Below are 25,254 nucleotides of genomic sequence, written 5' to 3'. Positions count from 1 at the left end.
GGTTTCCTTCAGGCGTGATGGGTCTGTCCGCAGCCCTTGTCGGGCTGCGAAGCGGTGATTCAGGGGTGATTTACTTGCTGGTCAGTTTCAGGTTTTCAGCCGCCGGTTTGCCGTCGAAAGTGGTCACACCTTCGAGCCAGCGCTGTTTGTCTTGCGGGTGATCCTTGAGCCATTGCCTGGCGGATTCGAAGGCGTCCTTGTGATCGAGCAGCGGTTGCATCATCCGGCTCTCGTCTTCGGCGGTGTACGTCAGGTTGGTCAGCAGCCGACCGATGTTCGGACACTGTTCGGCGTATTTGGGCGACGTTACCGTCCATACGGTGGCCATACCTTCGTTCGGGCCGAGGGCGTCTTCGCTGCCAGTGAGGTAAGTCATCTGCACGTTGACGTTCATCGGGTGCGGCGCCCAGCCGAAGAACACCACAGCCTCTTTGCGGCGCACGGCGCGATCAACCGCCGCGAGCATGCCGGCCTCGCTTGATTCGACCAGTTGGAATTTGCCCAGGCCGAACTGATTCTTGGCGATCATTGCCTTGATCTGCGTGTTGGCGCCCGAACCCGGCTCGATGCCGTAAATCTTGCCGCCCAGTTCTTTCTCGAATTTGGCGATGTCGGCGAAAGTTTTCAGGCCCTTGTCAGCCAGGTAAGTCGGTACGGCGAGGGTGGCGCGGGCGTCCTTCAGGCTTGGCGCTTCGAGGACTTTGACCTGATTGGCGTCGACGAACGGGGTGATGGTCTGGGTCATCAGCGGGTTCCAGTAGCCGAGGAACAGGTCCAGACGCTGATCGCGGATCCCGGCGAAGATGATTTGCTGGGACGCGCTGGTTTGTTTGGTGTTGTAGCCGAGGCCGTCGAGCAGGACCTGGGTCATGGCGCTGGTAGCGATCACGTCGGTCCAGTTGACCACGCCCATGCGTACGTTCTGGCAAGACGCGGGTTCGGCCGCCATGACGCTGGCGCTCAAGAAAGCGGTACCGCTGAGTGCAAGAACACAGCTGCTGATCAGTCGTTTCATGTCGGGTTCCTCGGCAGGTCGTTTATTGTGGGTTCCGGCGTCTGATGCGTCGGTGATGCAAAGTTACGCAGCAATGCGCCCGTGAAAGCGCACTACGGCGACTGGCACTTGCACTGTAGCGACCTGCACTCTTGAACGACGATGACAAACGGCGTATCAACATCTCACGCTACCCGCCAACCGAGTGCGCCCATGTCCCAGGATTTCTACTTTTTGCTGATGCCGGGGTTTTCCGCGATCGGCTTTATCTCCGCGATCGAACCGCTGCGGGTGGCCAACCGTTTTCGCGGCGAGCTGTACCGCTGGCACGTGCTCAGCGCCGATGGCGGGGCAGTGCTGGCGAGCAATGGCATGTCGGTCAACGCCGATGCGGCGCTGGAGCCGCTGAAGAAGGGCGCAACGCTGTTGGTGGTCGCCGGATTCGAACCGCTGAAATTCGCCACGCCGACGCTCGAGCATTGGCTGCGCCGACTGGATAACGAAGGCGTCACCCTCGGCGCCATCGACACCGGCAGCTTCGTCCTCGCCGAGGCGGGCCTGCTCGAGGGCCATCGCCTGACCCTGCATTGGGAGGCGATCGACGCGTTCAAGGAATCTTATCCACAGCTCAGCGTGACGCAGGAACTGTTCGAGATTGACCGGCGGCGCATCACCTCGGCCGGTGGCACCGCTTCCATCGATTTAATGCTCGATCTGATCGCCCAGGCCCACGGCCCGCAACTGGCGATCCAGGTCAGCGAGCAATTTGTGTTAGGCCGCATCCGCCCGCGCAAAGACCACCAGCGCATGGAGGTCGCCACGCGTTATGGCATCAACAACAAGAAACTGGTGCAGGTTATTGGCGAGATGGAACAGCACAGCGAACCGCCGCTGAGCACGCTGCAACTGGCGGAATCGATCAAAGTCACTCGGCGGCAGCTTGAGCGTTTGTTTCGGTTGCACCTGAACGATACGCCGAGCAATTTCTATCTGCGCTTAAGGCTGGAGAAGGCTCGGCAGTTGTTGCGCCAGACGGATATGAGCGTGCTCGAAGTCAGCATCGCCTGCGGGTTTGAATCACCGTCCTACTTCACCCGTAGCTACCGGGCGAAGTTCGCACGCTGTCCGCGAGAAGACCGGCGTACTGTACAAGCCTGAAAATCAAAAGATCGCAGCCTTCGGCAGCTCCTACATGAGATCCCCTGTAGGAGCTGCCGAAGGCTGCGATCTTTTGATCTTGCTGTTTGCTTACTTCTTCACCAGCGCTGAGCAAGCGGCCTTGTAAGCCTCATGCTGATACTTGTTCAGCGTCCCTGGCAGCTCAAAATTATGCTTCTTCGCCTGCGCATTAATCGTCTGCGGCGACAGCAGCGTCACCTCACACCCATCGAGCAACTGAAACACACCCTCGATCTTGAACGTCGTCGGCCCACCGGCAAACTCACCCTTCTTGCTGCGCTTCTTGATCGCAATCCGGTCAATCGAATTTTCGCGCACAAACGACGCGACCTGCGCGGCGAAACGTTTGACGTTGGCCGCTTCGTCGTCATCGTCGAGGGCGATTTTCTTGGTGGCGAGAGGGATGTGGCTCAGGGTCGAACCGTCGAGAGCGGCCACGGCGATGATCGCTTCGCTGCCTTTGATTTCGATGCCGCAGATGTTCATGGGAATTCCTTTGAATGAAGAGGGCTGCCTACAGCTCAAGCTGACTGGCCGTGATGCCGAACGCTGCTGCAATTTTCTCGCGGGTTGCCTTGCGTGGCTTCGCTACCGTTTCTTGTTGAGCGAACGCCGGTTGGGAAATACCCAGGCGCTTGGCCACGTCTTCCTGTGTCAGATTGAGATGTTCGCGCCAGGCGCGGATTGGTGTCGCCCCGTCGACCAATCGACTGACCACCTCGTGCGGGATCAGATCGGGTTGCATTTTCTGTGCGACGTATTGAGCGTAAGGAATGACCACGAAGGCCGGGTTGCCCTCGGCATCATTGATGATTTGGATGTCTTTGGACATTGTCATGGTCGGAGAAATATAAGTCTTTTATAAGATTTTAGGATCCTTGCTTATATTTCTCGCGAAACCAATCAGCAACGTTTGACGGCATGTTGCGAGGAGTCAGGATCACTCCTGCCCAATCGACTCCAAAAATTCCGACCGTTCATCACTCATCCGCGCCACGCAATCGTTCTGTGCAATTTTGAACGCCTTACTGCCATCCGTCGCCGGGAAGGCTTCTACCGCGCAATCGGCATCCCGCGTCTTCAGCCATTGCTGCTGGGCAGTTTTGAGTTTGGCGGTGATGTCAGCCAGCTGCGTTGGGTTCTTGCCGTATGCCGTTTGCATGCGTTCGGTGAGGCTGGCGTAGTTGTCCTTGAGCAGGTCTTCGGCCGCGGTGCGGCTGTAGGTCGAGCATTCCAGGGTCTGCACGTCGTTTTCGACTGCGTCGCACGGGTTGTTGTCGGACTCTTCGGCGGCGTGTACGCCGGTCGCAATCAGTGCCAGGGCCAGGAAGATCGATTTCATTGAGGTCGCCGCTCTCATCCAGTGGTGTATCCAAGATGCGGGGATTCTGGCTCAAGCTTGCGGGCTTGAACAGGTGGCTGGTCGGGCCGCCTGACGACCCTTTGTCGCGGATTGACGCTTTCGGCAATTCCCCTGTCGTTTTTGCACCCGGTCGCCCCGGCACCGAGGCATATGCTGGCCCCAAAGCGCCGGCAGACGATTCGGCGCATGAATCGCCAATAAGGGGACGCCTGATGAGCCCAGCCGAATTACACGCCGACAGCATCGTTATCGACGGTCTGATCATTGCCAAATGGAACCGCGAGCTGTTTGAAGACATGCGCAAGGGCGGTCTGACGGCGGCCAACTGCACTGTGTCGGTGTGGGAAGGCTTTCAGGCGACCGTCAATAACATCGCCGCCAGTCAGAAGCTGATCCGCGAGAACAGCGACCTGGTAATGCCGGTGCGCACCACCGCCGATATCCGTCGCGCCAAGGAGCAGGGCAAGACCGGCATCCTCTTCGGCTTCCAGAATGCTCACGCGTTTGAAGACCAGATCGGCTATGTCGAGGTGTTCAAGCAGCTCGGCGTCGGCATCGTGCAGATGTGCTACAACACCCAGAATCTGGTCGGCACCGGTTGCTACGAGCGTGATGGCGGGCTGTCGGGTTTCGGTCGCGAGATCGTCGCCGAGATGAACCGCGTCGGCGTCATGTGCGACCTGTCCCACGTTGGTTCCAAGACTTCCGAAGAAGTCATCCTCGAATCGAAAAAACCGGTCTGCTATTCCCACTGCCTGCCGTCGGGGCTCAAGGAGCATCCGCGCAACAAGTCCGATGAAGAACTCAAATTCATTGCCGATCACGGCGGTTTTGTCGGCGTGACCATGTTCGCGCCGTTCCTCGCCAAGGGCATCGATTCGACCATCGACGACTACGCCGAAGCCATCGAATACGTGATGAACATCGTCGGCGAAGACGCCATCGGCATCGGCACCGACTTCACCCAGGGTCACGGCCAGGACTTCTTCGAATACCTGACCCACGACAAGGGCTACGCCCGCCGTCTGACCAGCTTCGGCAAGATCATCAACCCGCTGGGCATCCGCACCGTCGGCGAGTTCCCGAACCTGACTGAAACACTGCTCAAGCGCGGCCATCCCGAACGCGTGGTACGCAAGATCATGGGCGAGAACTGGGTCAACGTCCTCAAAGACGTCTGGGGCGAGTAACGCTTTCCAAAGACCGCCGCCGAACTGCCCCTTCTCCTGCGGGAGAGGGCTGGGGTGAGGGCTGCGGCCAACACTGAATCCAAATTTTTCCGGAGTTAAGTTTCCATGGCCAAGATCGCCCCGCAATTGCCAATCGAAGTCGACAGCGAAACCGGTGTCTGGACCTCTGACGCCCTGCCGATGTTGTACGTGCCACGCCACTTCTTTGTGAATAACCACATGGGCATCGAGGAAGTGCTGGGCGCCGAAGCCTACGCCGAGATCCTCTACAAGGCCGGCTACAAATCCGCCTGGCACTGGTGTGAAAAAGAAGCTGAATGCCACGGCCTGGAAGGCGTCGCGGTGTTCGAGCACTACATGAAACGTCTGTCGCAGCGCGGCTGGGGCCTGTTCAAGATTCAGGACATCGATCTCGACAAAGGCACCGCCAGCGTCAAGCTCGAACACTCGGCGTTTGTCTACGTCTACGGCAAGGTCGGGCGCAAGGTCGACTACATGTTCACTGGCTGGTTTGCCGGCGCGATGGATCAGATTCTTGAAGCTCGCGGCAGCAAGATTCGCACGGTTGCCGAGCAAGTCTACGGTGGCTCCGAAGAAGGCCACGACGACGGCTTGTTCACCGTCAAGCCGTTGTAAGTCGAGGAACCCGTCATGGCTTTCGAAGCAATGTTCCAGCCGATCCAGATCGGCAAACTGACCATCCGCAACCGTGTGCTCAGCACCGCGCACGCCGAGGTCTACGCGACTGACGGCGGCATGACCACCGACCGCTACGTCAAGTATTACGAAGAGAAAGCCAAGGGCGGCATCGGCCTGGCGATTTGCGGCGGTTCGTCCAGTGTGGCCATCGACAGCCCGCAAGGCTGGTGGAAATCGGTGAACCTGGCGGACGACCGGATCATCCCGCACTTCCAGAACCTGGCCGACGCCATGCACAAGCATGGCGCCAAGATCATGATCCAGATTACCCACATGGGCCGTCGCTCACGCTGGGACGGCGAGCATTGGCCAACCCTGCTGTCGCCGTCGGGCATCCGCGAACCGGTGCATCGCGCGACCTGCAAAACCATCGAACCGGAAGAAATCTGGCGGGTGATCGGCAACTACGCAACCGCTGCTGGCCGCGCCAAGGCCGGTGGTCTGGACGGCGTCGAACTGTCCGCCGTGCATCAGCACATGATCGACCAGTTCTGGAGCCCGCGCGTCAACAAGCGCACCGACGAATGGGGCGGCAGTTTCGAGAACCGCATGCGTTTCGGCCTTGAAGTGCTCAAGGCTGTGCGCAAGGAAGTCGGCGACGATTTCTGCGTCGGCATCCGCTTGTGCGGCGACGAATTCCACCCGGACGGTTTGTCCCACGAGGACATGAAACAGATCGCCAAGTACTACGACGACACCGGCATGCTCGACTTCATCGGCGTGGTCGGTTCGGGTTGCGACACCCACAACACCCTGGCCAACGTTATCCCCAACATGAGTTATCCACCGGAGCCGTTTCTGCATTTGGCGGCCGGGATCAAAGAGGTGGTTAAAGCGCCGGTGCTGCATGCGCAGAACATCAAGGACCCGAACCAGGCCACGCGGATTCTCGAGGGCGGTTATGTCGATATGGTCGGCATGACCCGCGCGCACATCGCCGACCCGCACCTGATCGCCAAGATCAAGATGGGCCAGATCGACCAGATCAAACAATGTGTCGGCGCCAACTATTGCATCGACCGTCAATACCAGGGTCTGGACGTGCTGTGCATCCAGAACGCCGCAACGTCCCGTGAATACATGGGCGTGCCGCACATCATCGAAAAATCCACCGGCATCAAGCGCAAAGTCGTGGTCGTCGGTGCCGGCCCGGCCGGGATGGAAGCGGCGCGTGTGTCCGCTGAACGCGGCCATGACGTGACGCTGTTCGAGAAAAAAGAATTCATCGGCGGGCAGATCACTACTGCATCGAAGGCACCGCAGCGCGACCAGATCGCCGGCATTACCCGCTGGTTCCAGTTGGAACTGGCGCGGCTGAAAGTCGACCTGCGTCTGGGCACTGCGGCTGATGTCGCCACGATCATGGATTTGCGTCCGGACGTGGTGGTGCTGGCGGTTGGCGGACATCCGTTCCTTGAGCAGAACGAACACTGGGGCGCGGCCGAAGGGCTGGTGGTCAGCAGTTGGGACGTGCTCGACGGCAAGGTTGCGCCGGGCAAGAACGTGCTGGTCTACGACACCATTTGCGAGTTCACCGGGATGTCGGTTGCCGACTTCCTCGCCGACAAGGGCAGCCAGGTCGAGATCGTCACCGACGACATCAAACCCGGCGTGGCTGTTGGCGGTACGTCGTTCCCGACCTACTACCGCAGCATGTATCCGAAAGAAGTGATCATGACCGGCGACATGATGCTGGAGAAGGTCTACCGCGAAGGCGACAAACTGATCGCGGTGTTGGAGAACGAATACACCGGTGCCAAAGAGGAGCGGGTGGTCGATCAGGTGGTCGTGGAAAACGGCGTGCGTCCGGACGAAGAGCTGTATTACGGGCTCAAGGAAGGATCGCGCAACAAGGGCCAGATCGATATCGATGCGTTGTTTGCGATCAAGCCGCAGCCATCGCTGAGCAACACGGGTGACGGCTACTTGCTGTTCCGCATCGGCGACTGCGTGGCGCAGCGCAACACACACGCCGCGATCTACGACGCCCTGCGCCTCTGCAAGGATTTCTAAATCCCCCTGTAGGAGCTGCCGAAGGCTGCGATCTTTTGATCTTGCTATTGAAGACCCAGATCAAAAGATCGCAGCCTTCGGCAGCTCCTACATCGACCGTGTTTTCTGGCTGTACTGGTGGGAGCAACACCTATGTTGAACACCCTTCTTCCAATCCTGTTGTTCGCAGCCCTGGGCCTCGCTGTCCTTGGCGCGTTGCGGCGGGTGGCGATGTGGCGTCGGGGCCGGGCCTCGAAGGTCGATCTGATCGGCGGCCTGCTCGCCATGCCCAAGCGCTACATGGTCGATTTGCACCATGTGGTGGCGCGGGACAAATACATCGCCAATACCCACGTGGCCACGGCCGGCGGCGCGGTGGCGTCGATTGTGCTGGCGATTCTGGTACACGGCTTTGGCCTGCATAACCGCATCCTCGGTTACGCCTTGCTGCTGATGTCGGCGGTGATGTTCGTCGGCGCGATCTTCGTTTATCTGCGCCGGCGCAACCCGCCGGCACGCCTGTCGAAAGGCCCGTGGATGCGCCTGCCGAAAAGCCTGCTGGCATTCTCGGCGTCATTCTTTTTGGTGACCTTGCCGGTGGCCGGGATTCTGCCGCAGGACTTCGGCGGCTGGCTGCTGGCAGTCATTCTCGGGATCGGCGTGCTGTGGGGCGTGTCGGAATTGCTCTTTGGCATGACCTGGGGCGGGCCGATGAAGCACGCCTTCGCTGGCGCCCTGCATCTGGCCTGGCACCGTCGCGCCGAACGTTTTGGCGGCGGTCGCTCCACCGGGCTGAAGCCTTTGGATCTCAACGACCCGACCGCACCGCTGGGCGTGGAAAAACCCAAGGATTTCACCTGGAATCAACTGCTCGGCTTCGATGCCTGCGTGCAATGCGGCAAGTGTGAAGCCGCGTGCCCGGCGTTCGCTGCCGGCCAGCCGCTGAACCCGAAAAAACTGATTCAGGACATGGTCGTCGGCCTCGCTGGCGGCACCGATGCCAAATTCGCTGGCAGCCCTTATCCAGGCAAACCAGTCGGCGAGCATTCAGGCAATCCGCATCAACCTATCGTCAATGGTCTGGTCGATGCCGAGACCCTGTGGTCATGCACCACCTGCCGCGCCTGCGTCGAGGAGTGCCCGATGATGATCGAGCACGTCGATGCCATCGTCGACATGCGCCGCCACCTCACCCTGGAAAAAGGCGCAACGCCGAACAAGGGCGCTGAAGTGCTGGAAAACCTCATCGCCACCGACAACCCCGGCGGTTTCGCACCGGGCGGGCGGATGAACTGGGCGGCCGACCTCAACCTCAATCTGATGAGCGAAAAGAAATCCACCGACGTGCTGTTCTGGGTCGGCGACGGCGCCTTCGACATGCGCAACCAGCGCACCTTGCGCGCCTTCGTCAAAGTGCTGAAGGCAGCGAAAGTCGACTTCGCCGTACTCGGTCTTGAGGAACGTGACAGCGGCGACGTGGCCCGGCGTCTTGGCGACGAAGCGACGTTTCAGCAGCTCGCCAAACGCAATATCCAGACCTTGGCCAAATACAGCTTCAACCGCATCGTCACCTGTGATCCGCACAGTTTTCATGTGCTGAAAAACGAGTACGGCGCGTTCGACGGCAACTACCTGGTGCAGCACCACAGCACCTACATGGCGGAAATCATTGAGGCCGGCGCGCTCAACCTCGGGCAGCACAAAGGCAACAGCGTGACCTATCACGATCCATGCTATCTCGGCCGTTACAACGGCGAGTACGAAGCGCCGCGTGAAGTGCTGCGTGCGCTCGGTATTGAAGTCAAAGAGATGCAGCGTTCGGGCTTTCGCTCGCGTTGCTGCGGCGGCGGTGGCGGCGCGCCGATCACCGACATCCCGGGCAAACAGCGTATCCCCGACATGCGCATGGACGACATCCGCGAAACCGGTGCTGAACTGGTGGCCGTGGGTTGTCCACAGTGCACGGCGATGCTCGAAGGCGTGGTCGAACCGCGGCCGCTGATCAAGGACATTGCCGAACTGGTCGCCGACGCGCTGCTCGAAGACGCCGCGCCAAGCAAGCCGACCACACCGGCCAAACGTGAACCTGCGGAGGCCCACTGATGAGCGACATTATCCGCCGCGATCCGCGCGCCGAATGGATCGCCCGCAACCGTCTGCATCCGCTGCACGCCGCCATGCAACCGGCGCAACACAGCTGGATGGGACCCAACGGCGTCATCCGTAAAAACCTGCACGGCATCGGTTTTATCGGCCCCAACGGCATCAAGCGTATCGACCGCAGCGGCGCGCAACAGGGCGGGGCGACTAAACGTTCTGCGGCTGTGGAAGTGCAGTTGCCGCTGCATCAGGTGCCGGCGCCGGCGTTTTATATCAGCGTGGTGCCGGACATGGTCGGTGGCCGCTTGAGCAGCCACGACCGCGACTTGCTCGGTCTTGCCCATGAGTTGGCCGGCAAGGATGGGGCAGTGTTGGCGGTGGTGTTCGGCGAGCACAAGGAAAGCGCATTTGCCACGGCGGGCGTTGACCGATTGCTGGTACTCGATGGCGAAGAGTTCAACGGTTATGCACCGGAACAACGGGTGCAGGGCCTGCGGGCTGTGGATAACCAGTTCAGTCCGCGTCACTGGCTGCTGCCGGACAGTCGCAGCGGTGGCGGTGAACTCGGCCGTCGCTTTGCTGCAGCGTTGGGAGAACGCCCGGCCACACGGGTCTGGCAGGTTAAGGATGAGCAATGCATCGGCCGCGCCGGTGCGGGGCTGCAGGACCTGGCGCGTCCGGTCGCACGATTGATTCTGGCCTCGGCCGAATGCGCAGAACCGGTCAGCGAAACTCGCCACGAAGCGCTGCCCTTGGAGTTATCCACAAGCGTCGCGCGCAGCTTGTCGCGAATCGAGGATCTGGGCGCGGTAGCGGTGGACCCGGCGGCGATTCCCATGGCCGAGGCCGAGTTCATCTTCTCTGGCGGAAACGGGGTCAAGGACTGGGCGCTTTTTCACCAAACCGCCGCCGCTCTGGGCGCCACCGAAGGCGCGTCGCGGGTGGCGGTGGACGACGGCTACATGGCGCGCGATCGTCAGGTTGGCGCGTCCGGTACCTGGGTCACTGCGCGGGTGTATGTAGCGGTGGGGATTTCCGGGGCGATCCAGCATCTGCAAGGCATTGGCGCCTGCGACAAAGTGGTGGCGATCAACCTCGATCCGGGTTGCGACATGATCAAGCGTGCGGACTTGTCAGTGATTGGCGAGAGCGCAGAAATTCTTCAAGCCTTGATCGCGGCGGTAGCGGCCTACCGCAACGACGCCAAGCGCGATGCGGCTTAAGGAAACGCGATGAACACAAAAATCATCAGTCTGGTTTCAATCGGCGCCCACCCAACCTCCGGTCGCCCACGCCGCGCCGAACAGGATGCGCGAGCGGTAGAACTGGGGCTGCAACTGGCTGGGGATAACCTGCAAGTGCTGCACGCCGGGGATGTTGCCGAACCGGCGTTGCGCGCCTATCTGGGCATGGGCCTGGAGCAGATGCATGTGTTGGAGCAACCGGCGGGCGCGGATGCGTTGCCGGCGCTGACGGCTTATCTGCGTGAGGCCGGTGCTCAAGTGGTGCTGACGGGGAGCCAGGCAGAAACCGGCGAGGGCTCGGGCATGTTGCCGTTCCTGCTGGCCGAAGGGTTGGGTTGGCCGCTGGTAGTCGGATTGGCCCAGGTCGAGTCGATCAACGATGGCTCGGCGCTGGTGCTGCAAGCACTACCGCGTGGCCAGCGGCGGCGGTTGAAGGTCAAGCTGCCGTTTCTGGCAACTGTGGATAACGCGGCGCCGAAGCCGAGGCAGAGTGCGTATGGGCCGGCGCGGCGTGGGCTGTTGGAGGCGGATGACGTCGAAGTCATCGACGATGAGCTTTTGTCTGTTGCCACATTGCAACCGGCCAAGCCTCGGCCGAAGCGTCTGAAAGTGATCAAGGCCAAGAGTGGCGCTGATCGGATGAAGGCGGCTACGGCCAAGGCCAGTGGCGGTGGGGGGCAAGTACTCAAAGGCGTCACGGCGCAAGCCGGCGCCGAAGCCATCCTCAAACTGCTGATCGAAGAAGGCGTTGTCCGCTGACACCCTGCAAAGCCCCTGTAGGAGCTGTCGAGTGAAACGAGGCTGCGATCTTTTGATCTTTCATAAGCCAGATCAAAAGATCGCAGCGTGCCGCAGCTCCTACATATAAACCAAGCGTATCGAGATATTGCGCTGTTTACCCACAATCCCTGTTGGCGGATCTGTGGATAACGTGTTCGTCCATCCCCGCACCCCACGCCAATCAAGCCCTTCAGGCCTCAGATCAAAAAACAACCAGCCTAAGTCACGGTTTTTCCGGGCTTTTCTCCTTGGATAACTGCACAAGTTGCCCCCAATCTCTGTTGGCGCTTCTGTGGATAAGATGTTCGCTATCCGCTACAAGCCTTGTAAAACATGGTCTGTGGGGTTCTGATCAAAAAACAACCTAATCGTCATTTAACTCGGGTAAATCCCTCGAAAGCCCTGATTCTGTACAGTCTTCAGGGCTTTTCCACAGATCCGGCAAAGTTACCCCCGATTACTGTTGGCGCTTCTGTGGATAAGGTGTTCGCCATCCTCTGTAAGCCATACAAACCGCCGCATACAGAGATGTGATCAAAAAACACCCAATACCTATCCCAAACTGTACTTCTGCATAAGTCACGGTTTTTCTTGGCAAATCATTGGAATATTTTTCGAGTCATCCACAGTTGTCCCCATTTGCTGTGGGTGGGTATGTGGATAAGTTGTTTGCGGAAGGCTGGGGGGCTTGGTGGGTATGGTGTGTGGCGTGGTTGATCAAAATTCATCCACTGGAGGTCAAAGGTGAATGTCAGGACGCCATCGCTGGCAAGCCAGCTCCCACAGGGTTGTTGGTGTTCACCGAATTTGTGAGCGCCACAAAACCTGTAGGAGCTGCCGAAGGCAGCGATCTTTTGATCTCGCTTTAACCCTGGACAGGGACGCCTTTGAGGTAAGGCGCAGGTTCTGCGCCGAGATTGCTCAGCAGTCTTTCGCTGTACCAGTCAACAAAGTTCACCACGCCAAATTCATAGGTTTTGGAGTAAGGCCCTGGCTGGTAAGCCGTGGAGTTGATCCCACGCTGGTTCTCTTCGGCCAGACGCCGGTCCTGATCATTGGTCGCATCCCACACCTGGCGCATGCGCTCAACGTCGTAATCGACGCCTTCGACCGCATCCTTGTGCACGATCCACTTGGTGGTAACCATGGTTTCCTGCGCGCTGATCGGCCACACAGTGAAGACGATGATGTGATCGCCCATGCAGTGGTTCCACGAGTGCGGCAGGTGCAGGATGCGCATCGAACCCAGATCCGGGTTTTTGATGCGGCCCATCAGTTTGGCGCAGCCCTGTTTGCCGTCGAGGGTCATCGACACGGTGCCCTTGAGCAGCGGCATGCGCACGATGCGGTTGCGCAGGCCGAAACTGGCGTGGGCATAAGGGATCTTTTCGGCTTCCCATGCGGCAGCGGAGGCAGCGACGTGATCCTTGAACGCCTGATCGGCGCGTGGGTCGGTGACGTCGTCCCATTCCAGCAGGGTTTTCAGCAGTTCCGGGTGCGAGGCGTTGCAGTGGTAGCACTCACGATTGTTTTCCAGCACCAGTTTCCAGTTGGCTTTTTCGAACAAGGTGGTCTGTATCGCCACCTTGGTGTTCTCCATGTCGTACGGTTCCATGTAGTGGTTCAGCGTCGACAGGAAGTCATCAATGGCCGGTGGATTCTCCGCCAGGCTGATAAAGATGTAGCCGCCAGCGGTCTTCACGTTCACCGGTTTGAGGCCGTACTGCTTCATGTCGAAGTCGGCGCCCATTTCGGTGCCGGCGAACAGCAGGCGACCGTCCAGCTCGTAGGTCCACTGGTGGTAATGGCAAACCAGTTTGGCGACCTTGCCCTTTTCACTGGTGCACAGGCGCGAGCCACGGTGGCGGCAGACGTTGTGGAACGCATGCACCACTCCCTCGGCCCCACGAATCACGATGATCGGGTTCTTGCCGATCTGCAGCGTCAGGTAGTTGCCCTTGGCCGGGATCTCGCAGGTCATGCCGGCAATCAACCACTCTTTCTGGAAGATCTCCTGCATGTCGATATCGAACAGCCGCTCGTCGCTGTAGAACGGTTGCGGTAGCGAGAAGGTGCGCTCGCGCTCCTGCAACATTTGGGCGGTGGCCTTGCGTGCGGGTTCCAGCGGATCGCCCAGGCTGATTTTTGCGGTGACGTCCATCGATGTGATCCTCATGGCCATCTGCGTGGCCGGCGAAAAGTGGCTGATCAGGTGTGCTGCTAACGGTTGCTACGCAAGGTGTAAAGAATCTGTCTTGGTGTTGGGGCGAGTGTGGGGCCGGCGCTGGGCGGAACCTTATCCATGGGCGACATGGTGCAATCTGTTCCCGACGCGCAACCCCCTGTGGTTGGGGGCTGGTCGCGATAAGTATGCCGATGTCGCGGATAGGTAAACGGACGGTTCGCGCTATACGCAGAATCGCCGACATGAGGCCGACAGTCGGCCGTGGAGAACAGCATGTCCAACAGCTTCCTGAATCCGGTCACCACCCAGACCTGGGCCAATGGCCGACACATCGTCCGTTGCGTCAAAGTCATCCAGGAAACCTGGGACGTGCGCACCTTCTGCTTCATGGCCGATCAGCCGATCCTGTTCTTCTTCAAGCCCGGGCAGTTCGTCACCCTGGAGCTGGAAATCGAAGGCCAGCCGATCATGCGCTCTTACACCATTTCCAGTTCGCCGTCGGTGCCGTACAGCTTTTCGGTGACGATCAAACGGGTGCCGGGCGGCAAGGTTTCCAACTGGCTGCACGACACGCTGCACGAGGGCCAGGAGTTGGCGGTGCACGGGCCGGTCGGGCTGTTCAATGCCATGGACTATCCGAGCCCGAAAGTCCTGTACCTGAGCGGCGGCGTCGGTATCACGCCGTGCATGTCGATGGCGCGCTGGTTCTACGACACCAATGCCAACGTCGACATGACCTTTATCCACAGCGCGCGCTCGCCCAAAGACATCATTTACCACCGTGAGCTGGAACACATGGCCTCGCGGATCGACAACTTCAGCCTGCACCTGATCTGCGAGAAGCACGGCTTGGGTGAGCCGTGGGCCGGGTATCGCGGTTACCTCAATCACAAGATGCTCGAACTGATGGTGCCCGACTTTCTTGAGCGCGAAGTGTTCTGCTGCGGGCCGACGCCGTACATGAACGCAGTCAAGCGGCTGCTGGAAGCCGCCGGTTACGACATGTCGCGCTACCACGAAGAATCCTTCGGTGCCACGCCCCCCGAGGCTCGCGCCGATGCTGTCGAACAGGCCGAGCAAGCCGCGGACGCGCCGGAAGTCGATGCGGCGGATCTGCATCAGGTGGAATTCACCGCCTCCGGCAAGAGCATTCGTGTGGCACCGGGTGAGACCGTGCATGCGGCGGCGGCCAAGCTTGGGCTGATGATTCCGAAAGCCTGCGGCATGGGGATTTGCGGGACGTGCAAGGTGATGAAGCTGGGGGGTGAGGTGGAGATGGAGCACAACGGCGGGATCACCGAAGACGACGAGGCGGAAGGGTTTATCTTGTCGTGCTGCAGCGTGCCGAAGGGCGACGTCCGTATCGAGTTTTAACCACGGCCCCTGTAGGAGCTGCCGAAGGCTGCGATCTTTTGATCTTGTTTTTAAAGATCAAGATCAAAAGATCGCAGCCTTCGGCAGCTCCTACAAGGGGAGTGTTCAGTCGACGAACAGGTCGGTCATCAGCTTGTCGTCACTGCCCGGCTCGAAGCGGTAGTGCTCGAATTCGCTCGCACCCCTTTCCCGCAAAATCTCCTCATCAATCAGTAACCGCCCAGTGATCTGCCGCTGGCTGCTACTCAAAATCACATAAGCCGCATCCGCCATGATCTCCGGCGTGCGCGCATGCTTGAACGACTCTCTGTTGCCCAACTGAAACTCAATCGCTGCCGTGGCAATCATCGTTTGCGGCCACAGTGAGTTGACACTGATCCCGTACCCGGCGAATTCCTCGCTCATGCCAAGCGTCAGCATGCTCATGCCGTATTTGGTCACGGTGTACGGGCTGTATTGGGCGAACCACTTGGTCGCCAGGTTCAGCGGCGGCGACAGGTTGAGAATGTGCCCGGCGGATTTCTTCAGATAGGGCAGGGCGGCCTGGCTGCACAGGAGCACTGCGCGGGTGTTGATCTGGTGCATTAAGTCGAAACGCTTGAGTTCGATGTGTTGCACGCCGGTCAACTTGATCGCCCCGGCGTTGTTCACCAGCGCATCGATGCCGCCGAAATGTTCGTTGGCCTGAGCCAACGCGTGGCGCACCGCGTCTTCATCGCGCACATCCAGTTGCAGGGCCAAAGCTTTGCCGCCCGCCGCTTCGACCTCCGCGGCGACGCTGTGGATGGTGCCGGGCAGCTTGGCGTGGGGTTCGGCGCTTTTCGCCGCAATCACGATATTGGCCCCGTCCCGCGCGGCCCGCAGCGCAATCTCGCGGCCAATGCCACGGCTGGCGCCGGTGATGAACAGGGTTTTGCCTTGTAACGACATGCCGATGCTCCTGCTTATTGTTATGTGAGCGGAGGGCTCGACAGACAATGTAGACCAAGCAGCAAAAAGGTAATCGACGATGGGGCCGTGTAGGAGCTGCCGCAGGCTGCGATCTTTTGATTTTGTTTTTAAGATCAAGATCAAAAGATCGCAGCCTGCGGCAGCTCCTACAGGGAGAGGGGGTTGTGTCGGGTCAGGCGCTCATGACTTCACGGATATCGCGGGCCAGTTCGCGTACGCGTTCTTCTTCGGTATCCCACGAGCACATGAAGCGTGCGCCGCCCTTGCCGATGAAGGTGTAGAAGCGCCAGCCGCGTTCCGTCAGCGCGGCGATGGCCGGCTCGGACAGTTGCAGGAACACGCCGTTGGCCTGCACCGGGAACATCAGCTCGACACCCGGGATGTCGCTGACCAGTTCTGCGAGCAATTGCGCGCAGTGGTTGGCGTGGCGGGCGTATTTCAGCCAGGCGTCGTTTTCGAGGATGCCCACCCACGGTGCCGACAAAAAGCGCATCTTCGACGCCAGTTGCCCGGCCTGTTTGCAGCGGTAGTCGAAGTCTTCGGCCAGTTTGTGGTTGAAGAACAGAATCGCTTCACCGACGGCCATGCCGTTTTTGGTGCCACCAAAACACAACACATCAATACCGGCCTTCCAGGTCAGATCCGCTGGCGAGCAGCCGAGGAACGCGCAGGCGTTGGAGAAACGCGCGCCGTCCATGTGCAGGTTCAGGCCCAGTTCTTTGCAGGTGGCGCTGATGGCGCGGATTTCTTCCGGGGTGTAGACGCTGCCGACTTCAGTGGCCTGGGTCAGGGTCACGACACGCGGTTTAGGGTAGTGAATGTCCTGACGCTTGAGCGCGACTTCGCGGATCGAGGCCGGGGTGATCTTGCCGTTTTCAGTGCCGGCGATCAGCAGTTTCGAGCCGTTGGAGAAAAACTCCGGGGCGCCACATTCGTCGGTTTCGACGTGGGCGGTTTCCGAGCAGATCACGCTGTGGTAACTCTGGCACAGCGACGACAGGGCCAGCGAGTTGGCGGCGGTGCCGTTGAAGGCGAAGAATACTTCGCAATCGGTGTCGAACAGTTTGCGGAAATGGTCGGCCGCGCGAGCGGTCCATTCATCGTCGCCGTACGCGCGTTGGTGGCCGTGGTTGGCCTGTTCCATGGCAGCCCAGGCTTCAGGGCAGATACCGGAATAGTTGTCGCTGGCGAATTGTTGGCTCTTGTCGGTCATGGCCGGCTTCCGTGATCGAAACGCTTGTGGCGCTTCGTTGGTCAATGATGGTGCGCACTTTACCGAAGATCTTCCGGGGAGCACACGGGATGTCGTTGTCAAAACTCTACAAGGACACGGGCCGATTATGCACCTGAGAAAACGCGACGGCGCGCTGGATCTGCTCAAGTGGCTGGCGCTGTTGAGCATGTTGCTCGATCACCTGCGATATGTCGGGTTCTCCGTCGATTGGCTGTATGTGCCTGGGCGTTTGGCGTTTCCATGGTTTTGTCTGGCGATGGCGGCGAATCTTGATCGTGCGGGGGCGCGCAAGACCGAGTGGCGGTATCTGGGCTGGTTGCTGTTGTTCAGCCTGGTCAGCGAGATTCCGTATCGGTTGTACATTCCTGATCCCGACACGTTGAACGTCATGCCGACTTTGGCGTTGGGATTGCTGGTGGCGCGAGGCTGGCAGGATCGGACCTTGGCATCGCGAGTGCTCGGCGCTGGCGCGTTGCTGCTTTCGGCGCTGTTCTCGGAACGGCTGATGTTCGGTTTCTTTGGTGTCTTGCTGCCGCTGGCGACGTTGTGGGTGATTCGCCGGCAATGGTATTTCAGTCTGTTGCCGGGGCTGGTGTGCCTCGCGGCGAATCAGTGGCGGGTGTTGTTCGAATCTGTGCGGTTCGGCAGTGAACTGGCGATCTTCGGCCTCATCGTTTGCCTGATTGCGCCATTGCTTGGGATGTTGCTTTTGCGACATGCCCAAACGATACAGCCGCCACCGATGCGGCGCTGGGCCTACGCCCTGTATCCCGCGCATTTCCTCGTACTGCTCGCCCTGCGCCAGGTCATCGCATAACCCCTGTAGGAGCTGCCGCAGGCTGCGATCTTTTGACTTTGGCTTTTCAGAATCCAAAGCAAGATCAAAAGATCGCCGCCTGCGGCAGCTCCTACAGGGGACTGCATTCTCCAAGCCATTTCCTGCCATGTCGTAAACGCACCTTTGCGTGGCGTCCGTAGGCATTTGAGCTGTCTGCGCCGGTCATACCATCGCATCAAAGGGCACGCAGGTGCCTGACCGAGACGAATGGCGCACCGCCGCCGCTGGGAGAGACGCGATGTTCAGCAAGCAAGACCAGATCCAGGGTTACGACGATGCACTGCTGGCGGCGATGAATGCCGAGGAGCAACGTCAGGAAGATCACATCGAGCTGATCGCGTCGGAGAACTACACCAGCAAACGCGTGATGCAAGCCCAGGGCAGCGGCCTCACCAACAAATACGCCGAAGGCTATCCGGGCAAGCGCTACTACGGCGGCTGCGAGCATGTGGATAAAGTCGAAGCGCTGGCCATCGAGCGCGCCAAGCAACTGTTCGGCGCCGATTACGCCAACGTCCAGCCGCACTCCGGTTCCTCGGCCAACAGCGCCGTGTACCTGGCGTTGATCCAGCCGGGCGACACCATTCTGGGCATGAGCCTGGCCCACGGTGGTCACCTGACCCACGGCGCCAAAGTGTCGTCCTCGGGCAAGCTCTATAACGCCGTGCAGTACGGGATCAACACCGATACCGGGCTGATCGATTACGACGAGGTCGAGCGTCTGGCCGTCGAGTGCCAGCCGAAAATGATCGTCGCCGGCTTCTCGGCTTACTCGAAAACGCTGGATTTCCCGCGCTTCCGCCAGATCGCCGACAAGGTCGGTGCGCTGCTGTTCGTCGACATGGCTCACGTGGCCGGTCTGGTCGCGGCCGGTCTGTACCCGAATCCGCTGCCGTACGCCGACGTCGTCACCACCACCACGCACAAAACCCTGCGCGGCCCGCGTGGTGGTTTGATCCTGGCCAAGTCCAACGAAGAAATTGAAAAGAAACTCAACTCTGCGGTGTTCCCCGGCGCTCAGGGTGGCCCGCTGATGCACGTCATCGCTGGTAAAGCCGTGTGCTTCAAGGAAGCGCTGGAGCCTGGCTTCAAGGCGTATCAGCAACAAGTGATCGACAACGCCCAGGCGATGGCGAGCGTGTTTATCAAACGTGGCTACGATGTAGTGTCCGGCGGCACCGATAACCATCTGTTCCTGGTCAGCCTGATCCGTCAGGGCCTGACCGGCAAAGATGCCGACGCCGCCCTTGGCCGTGCGCACATCACCGTCAACAAGAACGCGGTGCCGAACGATCCGCAGTCGCCGTTCGTGACGTCCGGCCTGCGCATCGGCACCCCGGCGGTAACCACGCGCGGTTTCAAGGTGACCCAGTGTGTGACGCTGGCCGGCTGGATCTGCGACATCCTCGACAACCTCGGCGATGCCGATGTAGAGGCCAATGTTGCCCAGCAGGTTTCGGCCCTGTGCGCTGACTTCCCGGTTTATCGCTGAGCGTTCTGGAGTACATGACTATGCAACGCTATTCGGGCTTCGGCCTCTTCAAACACTCGCTCAGCCACCACGAAAACTGGCAGAAAATGTGGCGCACGCCGACCCCGAAAAAGGTCTACGACGTGGTCATCGTCGGCGGCGGCGGGCACGGTCTGGCGACTGCTTACTATCTGGCGAAAGAGCACGGCATCACCAACGTCGCCGTGGTCGAGAAGGGCTGGCTGGGCGGCGGTAACACCGCGCGCAACACCACCATCGTGCGTTCCAACTACTTGTGGGACGAGTCAGCGCACCTGTACGAACATGCGATGAAATTGTGGGAAGGCCTGTCGCAGGACTTGAACTACAACGTGATGTTCTCCCAGCGCGGTGTTTACAACCTGTGCCACACCTTGCAGGACATTCGCGATTCCGAGCGTCGGGTCAGCGCCAACCGCCTCAACGGCGTCGACGGCGAGTTGCTCAACACTGAGCAAGTCGCCAACGAGATTCCGTACCTCGATTGCTCGAAAAACACCCGCTACCCAGTGTTGGGTGCGACCGTCCAGCGTCGCGGCGGCGTCGCCCGTCACGATGCGGTGGCCTGGGGCTTTGCCCGGGCTGCCGACGCCCTCGGCGTGGACTTGATCCAGCAGACTGAAGTGATCGGTTTCCGTAAGGAAAACGGCGTGTGCATCGGTGTTGAAACCAACAAGGGTTTCATCGGCGCCAAGCGCGTCGGTGTGGTGACCGCTGGTAACTCCGGGCACATGGCCAAACTCGCCGGTTTCCGTCTGCCAATCGAATCCCACCCGCTGCAAGCGCTGGTGTCCGAGCCGATCAAACCGATTATCGACAGTGTGATCATGTCCAACGCCGTGCACGGTTACATCAGCCAGTCAGACAAGGGCGACCTGGTGATCGGTGCCGGTATCGACGGCTACAACGGCTACGGCCAGCGCGGTTCGTACCCGGTGATCGAGCACACCATTCAGGCCATCGTCGAGATGTTCCCGGTGTTGTCCCGTGTACGCATGAACCGTCAGTGGGGCGGCATCGTCGACACCACGCCGGATGCCTGCCCGATCATTTCGAAAACCCCGGTGCCGAACATGTTCTTCAACTGCGGTTGGGGTACCGGTGGCTTCAAGGCGACACCTGGCTCGGGCAACGTGTTTGCTGCGAGTCTGGCCAAGGGTGAAATGCATCCGTTGGCCGCACCTTTCTCCATCGACCGTTTCCACAACGGTGCGTTGATCGATGAACACGGCGCTGCTGCGGTTGCCCACTAACAGGAGAAATCCCCATGTTGCATATCTTCTGTCCTCACTGCGGCGAGCTGCGCTCTGAAGAGGAATTCCACGCATCCGGCCAGGCGCACATCCCGCGTCCACTGGACCCTGCAAGCTGCACCGACGCGGAGTGGGGCGACTACATGTTCTTTCGCGATAACCCGCGCGGTCTGCACCACGAGCTGTGGGATCACGTCGCCGGTTGCCGCCAGTATTTCAACGTCACCCGCGACACCGTGACTTACGAGATTCTCGAAACCTACAAGATCGGCACCAAGCCGCAATTCACCGACAAGGCTGATGGCGCGAAAACAGCCACGACGGCGCTGGGAGAGAAGGTATGAGCCAGACCAATCGCCTGTCCAACGGTGGACGGATCGACCGCAACAAAGTGCTGAGCTTCACCTTCAACGGTCAGAGCTACAAAGGCTTCGAGGGTGACTCGCTGGCCGCCGCGCTGATCGCCAACGGCGTCGACATCATTGGCCGCAGCTTCAAGTATTCGCGTCCTCGCGGGATCTTCGCCGCCGGGGCCGAAGAGCCGAACGCGGTGCTGCAGATCGGTGCTACCGAAGCCACGCAGATCCCCAACGTGCGCGCCACGCAACAGGCGTTGTATCAAGGTCTGGTCGCGACCAGCACTAACGGCTGGCCGAGCGTCAACAACGACATGATGGGCATTCTCGGCAAGGTCGGCGGCAAGCTGATGCCGCCGGGTTTCTACTACAAAACCTTCATGTACCCGCAATCGTTCTGGATGACTTACGAGAAGTACATTCGTAAGGCTGCAGGTCTTGGCCGCTCGCCGACCGAGAATGATCCGGACACCTACGACTACATGAACCAGCACTGCGACGTGCTGATTGTTGGCGGTGGCCCGGCCGGTCTCGCTGCAGCACTGGCCGCTGCGCGCAGCGGTGCTCGCGTCATTCTGGCCGACGAGCAGGAAGAGTTCGGCGGCAGCCTGCTCGATTCGCGCGAAAGCCTCGACGGCAAGCCTGCGATGGAGTGGGTTGCCAGCGTCATCACCGAACTGAAAAACACCCCGGACGTGCTGATCCTGCCGCGCGCTACGGTCAACGGTTACCACGACCACAACTTCCTGACCATTCACGAACGCCTCACTGATCATCTCGGCGACCGTGCGCCAATCGGTCAGGTGCGTCAGCGCATCCACCGCGTTCGCGCCAAGCGTGTGGTGCTGGCCACTGGCGCGTGCGAGCGTCCGTTGGTCTACGGCAACAACGATGTGCCGGGCAACATGCTCGCCGGTGCGGTATCGACTTACGTGCGCCGCTACGGTGTGGCGCCGGGCAAGAAGCTTGTGCTTTCGACCAACAACGATCACGCCTACCGCGTGGCGCTGGACTGGCTCGACGCCAGCCTGCAAGTGGTGGCCATCGCCGATGCCCGCAGCAATCCGCGTGGCGCATTGGTTGAAGAGGCTCGCGCCAAAGGCATCCGCATCCTCACCGGTAGCGCCGTGATCGAGACCCGAGGCAGCAAGCGCGTTACTGCTGCCCGCGTCGCCGCGATTGATGTCAAAGCGCATGCCGTGACCAGTCCGGGCGAATGGCTGGGCTGCGACGTGGTAGCCAGCTCCGGCGGCTATAGCCCGGTGGTTCACCTGGCCTCGCACTTGGGCGGCAAGCCGACCTGGCGTGAAGACATCCTCGGTTTCGTACCGGGCGAAGCACCGCAGAAACGCGTGTGCGTCGGTGGCATCAACGGTGTTTATGGTCTCGGCGATTCGCTGGCCGATGGTTTTGAAGGTGGCGTGCGCGCCGCTGCCGAAGCCGGTTTCCAGACGGTAGAAGGCGTGTTGCCAAAAGCCTTGAGCCGTCACGAAGAACCGACGCTGGCGCTGTTCCAGGTGCCGCATGAAAAGAACACCGCACGGGCACCGAAGCAATTCGTCGACCTGCAAAACGACGTGACCGCCGCCGCCATCGAACTGGCGACCCGCGAGGGTTTCGAGTCGGTTGAACACGTCAAACGCTACACCGCGCTGGGTTTCGGCACCGATCAGGGCAAGCTGGGCAACGTCAACGGTCTGGCCATCGCCGCCCGTTCGCTGAACGTGACCATCCCGCAGATGGGCACCACGATGTTCCGTCCGAACTACACGCCGGTGACTTTCGGCGCGATCGCCGGCCGCCACTGCGGACACATCTTCGAACCGGTGCGTTACACCGCACTGCATCAATGGCACCTGAAAAACGGCGCCGAGTTCGAAGACGTCGGCCAGTGGAAGCGTCCGTGGTACTTCCCGAAAAACGGTGAAGACCTGCACGCGGCTGTGAAGCGTGAATGCAAAGCCGTGCGCGACAGCGTCGGCCTGCTTGATGCTTCGACGCTGGGCAAGATCGACATCCAAGGCCCGGATGCCCGCGAGTTCCTCAACCGCGTGTACACCAACGCCTGGACCAAACTCGATGTGGGCAAGGCCCGTTACGGTTTGATGTGCAAAGAAGACGGCATGGTCTTCGACGATGGTGTGACGGCTTGCTTGGCCGACAACCATTTCGTCATGACCACCACCACTGGTGGCGCCGCGCGCGTGCTGCAATGGCTGGAGCTGTACCACCAGACCGAATGGCCGGACATGAAGGTGTACTTCACCTCCGTGACCGACCACTGGGCGACCATGACCCTGTCCGGGCCGAACAGCCGCAAGCTGCTCAGCGCTGTCACCGATATCGATTTGAGCAACGAAGCGTTCCCGTTCATGACCTGGAAAGAAGGCGAGGTCGGCGGCGTGCCGGCGCGGGTGTTCCGCATCTCGTTTACCGGTGAGCTGTCGTACGAAGTCAACGTGCAGGCCGACTATGCGATGGGCGTGCTGGAGAAAATCGTCGAGGCGGGCAAGCAGTACAACCTGACGCCGTATGGCACCGAAACCATGCACGTCCTGCGCGCCGAGAAGGGCTTCATCATCGTCGGCCAGGACACTGACGGCTCGATGACCCCGGACGACTTGAACATGGGCTGGTGTGTCGGTCGCACCAAACCGTTCTCGTGGATCGGCCAGCGCGGCATGAACCGTGAAGACTGCGTGCGTGATCAGCGCAAACAGTTGGTGGGCCTGAAGCCAATCGATCCGACCAAATGGCTGCCGGAAGGCGCGCAGTTGGTGTTCAACACTAAACAGACGATCCCGATGACCATGGTCGGCCACGTGACTTCCAGCTATGCGCACAACTCGCTGGGCTATTCGTTTGCGATGGGTGTGGTGAAGGGCGGTTTGAAGCGTCTGGGCGAGCGGGTGTTTGCACCGTTGGCGGACGGCAGCGTGATCGAGGCGGAAATCGTTTCTTCGGTGTTCTTCGATCCGAAAGGTGATCGGCAGAATATTTGATGGTTCGGATCCTGTGGAGTGCAGTTGCACCGTGATGACTTCATCGCGAGCAGGCTCACTCCTACAGGTGAACGCGTACCCCTTGTAGGAGTGAGCCTGCTCGCGATAGCGGTATATCTGCTGGCACAGGGCTCAAGTCAGAATTCAGGAAAGGTGCTTTATGACCACAGCCAATATTTACCAACAACGCCCAGCCTCAGGGGCCAAGGCCGAGTCGTCGCTGCACCATGCCGACCTCGCCAGCCTGGTCGGCAAGGGCCGCAAGAACGCCGGCGTGATCGTGCGTGAGCGCAAACTCCTCGGCCATCTGACCATCCGTGGCGATGGCCACGATGCCGCTTTCGCGGCCGGTGTACACAAAGCCCTGGGCATCGAATTGCCCGGCGCACTCAGCGTGATCGTCAAAGGCGAAACCAGCCTGCAATGGATGGGCCCGGATGAATGGCTGCTGATCGTGCCAAGCGGTGAAGAATTCGCCGCCGAACAGAAACTACGTGAAGCGCTGGGCGATCTGCACATCGCGATCGTCAACGTCAGCGGCGGTCAGCAACTGCTCGAACTGAGCGGGCCGAACGTGCGTCAGGTGTTGATGAAGTCCACCAGCTACGACGTGCACCCGAACAGCTTCCCGGTGGGTAAGGCTGTGGGCACGGTGTTCGCCAAGTCGCAGCTGATGATTCGCCATACCGCTGAAGACACTTGGGAGCTGCTGATTCGTCGCAGTTTCTCGGATTACTGGTGGTTGTGGTTGCAGGATGCTTCGGCTGAGTACGGCCTCAGCGTCCAGGCCTGACACTGCATGGCTATCGTGCCTGCTTCTGTGGCGAAAGGATTTATCCCCGTTCGGCTGCGAAGCAGTCGCAATACCTGTGAATTCGATCTACCTGATAAACCGCGGTGACTGGTTTTGGGGCGGCTTCGCCACCCAACGGGGATAAATCCCCTCACCACAAAAGCAGTTCAGCACAGGTCAACCCAGTTCAGAGTTCAATCTGCTCACCGTTGTCGAA

The 25,254-nt window shown here is 60.1% G+C and carries 22 protein-coding genes; 15 read left to right on the top strand and 7 right to left on the bottom strand.

Annotation, left to right across the window (positions count from 1 at the left end):
• Positions 1 to 70: 70 nt before the first annotated feature.
• Positions 71 to 1,015, bottom strand: a complete 945-nt coding sequence (locus ICA16_RS10065; protein WP_150601903.1) for a choline ABC transporter substrate-binding protein — start codon at positions 1,013 to 1,015, stop codon at positions 71 to 73.
• Between the two features lie 192 nt (positions 1,016 to 1,207).
• Between ICA16_RS10065 and ICA16_RS10060 the strand changes: the two genes are divergently transcribed.
• Positions 1,208 to 2,152, top strand: coding sequence for a GlxA family transcriptional regulator (locus ICA16_RS10060; RefSeq protein WP_210700513.1), 945 nt, complete (start codon positions 1,208 to 1,210; stop codon positions 2,150 to 2,152).
• Between the two features lie 90 nt (positions 2,153 to 2,242).
• Here ICA16_RS10060 and ICA16_RS10055 read toward each other — a convergent pair whose 3' ends face one another.
• The 3 genes from ICA16_RS10055 to ICA16_RS10045 all read right to left on the bottom strand — a co-directional run bounded on the left by ICA16_RS10055 (position 2,243) and on the right by ICA16_RS10045 (position 3,515).
• Complete coding sequence (locus ICA16_RS10055; protein ID WP_150593657.1) at positions 2,243 to 2,659, bottom strand: DUF3010 family protein; 417 nt, start codon at positions 2,657 to 2,659, stop codon at positions 2,243 to 2,245.
• Positions 2,660 to 2,687: 28 nt separating this feature from the next.
• Entirely contained in the window at positions 2,688 to 3,011 is a 324-nt protein-coding gene (locus ICA16_RS10050) for a helix-turn-helix domain-containing protein (RefSeq protein WP_210700512.1), read from the bottom strand.
• Between the two features lie 102 nt (positions 3,012 to 3,113).
• The gene (locus tag ICA16_RS10045; protein ID WP_210553503.1) at positions 3,114 to 3,515 is read right to left on the bottom strand and encodes a lysozyme inhibitor LprI family protein; all 402 of its coding nucleotides are present in this window, start codon (positions 3,513 to 3,515) and stop codon (positions 3,114 to 3,116) included.
• 233 nt (positions 3,516 to 3,748) lie between these two features.
• Here ICA16_RS10045 and ICA16_RS10040 point away from each other — a divergent pair, with 233 nt between their 5' ends.
• The 7 genes from ICA16_RS10040 to ICA16_RS10010 all read left to right on the top strand — a co-directional run bounded on the left by ICA16_RS10040 (position 3,749) and on the right by ICA16_RS10010 (position 12,410).
• Positions 3,749 to 4,726, top strand: coding sequence for a dipeptidase (locus ICA16_RS10040; RefSeq protein ID WP_034153590.1), 978 nt, complete (start codon positions 3,749 to 3,751; stop codon positions 4,724 to 4,726).
• Positions 4,727 to 4,831: 105 nt separating this feature from the next.
• Positions 4,832 to 5,362, top strand: coding sequence for a DUF5943 domain-containing protein (locus ICA16_RS10035; RefSeq protein WP_008083165.1), 531 nt, complete (start codon positions 4,832 to 4,834; stop codon positions 5,360 to 5,362).
• A 15-nt stretch (positions 5,363 to 5,377) separates the two neighbouring features.
• Complete coding sequence (dgcA, locus tag ICA16_RS10030) at positions 5,378 to 7,438, top strand: NADH:flavin oxidoreductase (protein ID WP_210553504.1); 2,061 nt, start codon at positions 5,378 to 5,380, stop codon at positions 7,436 to 7,438.
• Between the two features lie 132 nt (positions 7,439 to 7,570).
• A complete protein-coding gene (gene dgcB / locus ICA16_RS10025) occupies positions 7,571 to 9,520 on the top strand; it encodes a dimethylglycine demethylation protein DgcB (RefSeq protein WP_150617787.1) in 1,950 nt (649 codons plus the stop codon).
• Complete coding sequence (etfA, locus tag ICA16_RS10020; protein WP_210700511.1) at positions 9,520 to 10,740, top strand: electron transfer flavoprotein subunit alpha; 1,221 nt, start codon at positions 9,520 to 9,522, stop codon at positions 10,738 to 10,740. Before dgcB ends, etfA begins: the two co-directional genes overlap by 1 nt.
• Positions 10,741 to 10,749: 9 nt before the next feature.
• Positions 10,750 to 11,520, top strand: a complete 771-nt coding sequence (gene etfB / locus ICA16_RS10015; RefSeq protein ID WP_150601893.1) for an electron transfer flavoprotein subunit beta — start codon at positions 10,750 to 10,752, stop codon at positions 11,518 to 11,520.
• A gap of 677 nt (positions 11,521 to 12,197) precedes the next feature.
• On the top strand, positions 12,198 to 12,410 hold the full coding sequence (locus ICA16_RS10010; RefSeq protein WP_150617785.1) for a hypothetical protein: 213 nt from the start codon (positions 12,198 to 12,200) through the stop codon (positions 12,408 to 12,410).
• Here the strand turns inward: ICA16_RS10010 and gbcA are convergent.
• Positions 12,407 to 13,702 carry a glycine-betaine demethylase subunit GbcA gene (gbcA, locus tag ICA16_RS10005; RefSeq protein WP_150617784.1) on the bottom strand — a complete coding sequence of 432 codons (1,296 nt, stop codon included), beginning with the start codon at positions 13,700 to 13,702 and terminating at the stop codon, positions 12,407 to 12,409. The two genes, ICA16_RS10010 and gbcA, sit on opposite strands and share 4 nt — an antisense overlap.
• A 297-nt stretch (positions 13,703 to 13,999) precedes the next feature.
• Here gbcA and gbcB point away from each other — a divergent pair, with 297 nt between their 5' ends.
• Positions 14,000 to 15,100 (top strand): glycine-betaine demethylase subunit GbcB, encoded by a 1,101-nt coding sequence (gene gbcB, locus ICA16_RS10000; RefSeq protein ID WP_150601891.1) that lies wholly within the window; start codon positions 14,000 to 14,002, stop codon positions 15,098 to 15,100.
• Positions 15,101 to 15,205: 105 nt separating this feature from the next.
• On the opposite strand, the gene ICA16_RS09995 is transcribed toward gbcB, so the two are convergent.
• Positions 15,206 to 16,030, bottom strand: a complete 825-nt coding sequence (locus tag ICA16_RS09995) for an SDR family oxidoreductase (protein WP_210553506.1) — start codon at positions 16,028 to 16,030, stop codon at positions 15,206 to 15,208.
• 193 nt (positions 16,031 to 16,223) lie between these two features.
• Positions 16,224 to 17,264 (bottom strand): threonine aldolase family protein, encoded by a 1,041-nt coding sequence (locus ICA16_RS09990; RefSeq protein ID WP_210700510.1) that lies wholly within the window; start codon positions 17,262 to 17,264, stop codon positions 16,224 to 16,226.
• Between the two features lie 127 nt (positions 17,265 to 17,391).
• Between ICA16_RS09990 and ICA16_RS09985 the strand changes: the two genes are divergently transcribed.
• The 6 genes from ICA16_RS09985 to ICA16_RS09960 all read left to right on the top strand — a co-directional run bounded on the left by ICA16_RS09985 (position 17,392) and on the right by ICA16_RS09960 (position 25,037).
• Complete coding sequence (locus tag ICA16_RS09985; protein ID WP_210553507.1) at positions 17,392 to 18,102, top strand: TraX family protein; 711 nt, start codon at positions 17,392 to 17,394, stop codon at positions 18,100 to 18,102.
• 259 nt (positions 18,103 to 18,361) lie between these two features.
• Positions 18,362 to 19,615, top strand: coding sequence for a serine hydroxymethyltransferase (glyA, locus tag ICA16_RS09980; RefSeq protein WP_150601887.1), 1,254 nt, complete (start codon positions 18,362 to 18,364; stop codon positions 19,613 to 19,615).
• Between the two features lie 20 nt (positions 19,616 to 19,635).
• The gene (locus ICA16_RS09975; protein WP_047303829.1) at positions 19,636 to 20,886 is read left to right on the top strand and encodes a sarcosine oxidase subunit beta; all 1,251 of its coding nucleotides are present in this window, start codon (positions 19,636 to 19,638) and stop codon (positions 20,884 to 20,886) included.
• A 14-nt stretch (positions 20,887 to 20,900) separates the two neighbouring features.
• Positions 20,901 to 21,230: a sarcosine oxidase subunit delta gene (locus tag ICA16_RS09970; RefSeq protein ID WP_150601885.1), complete on the top strand. Its 330-nt coding sequence runs from the start codon at positions 20,901 to 20,903 to the stop codon at positions 21,228 to 21,230.
• Entirely contained in the window at positions 21,227 to 24,244 is a 3,018-nt protein-coding gene (locus tag ICA16_RS09965) for a sarcosine oxidase subunit alpha (RefSeq protein WP_210700509.1), read from the top strand. Before ICA16_RS09970 ends, ICA16_RS09965 begins: the two co-directional genes overlap by 4 nt.
• A 160-nt stretch (positions 24,245 to 24,404) precedes the next feature.
• A complete protein-coding gene (locus ICA16_RS09960) occupies positions 24,405 to 25,037 on the top strand; it encodes a sarcosine oxidase subunit gamma (protein ID WP_210700508.1) in 633 nt (210 codons plus the stop codon).
• The last annotated feature ends 217 nt before the right edge of the window (positions 25,038 to 25,254 follow it).

This window comes from Pseudomonas anatoliensis (assembly GCF_017976235.1).
GTDB lineage: Bacteria > Pseudomonadota > Gammaproteobacteria > Pseudomonadales > Pseudomonadaceae > Aquipseudomonas > Aquipseudomonas anatoliensis.
The sequence above is the reverse complement of the archived record's forward strand: the minus strand, read 5'-3'. Positions and strand labels throughout refer to the sequence as shown.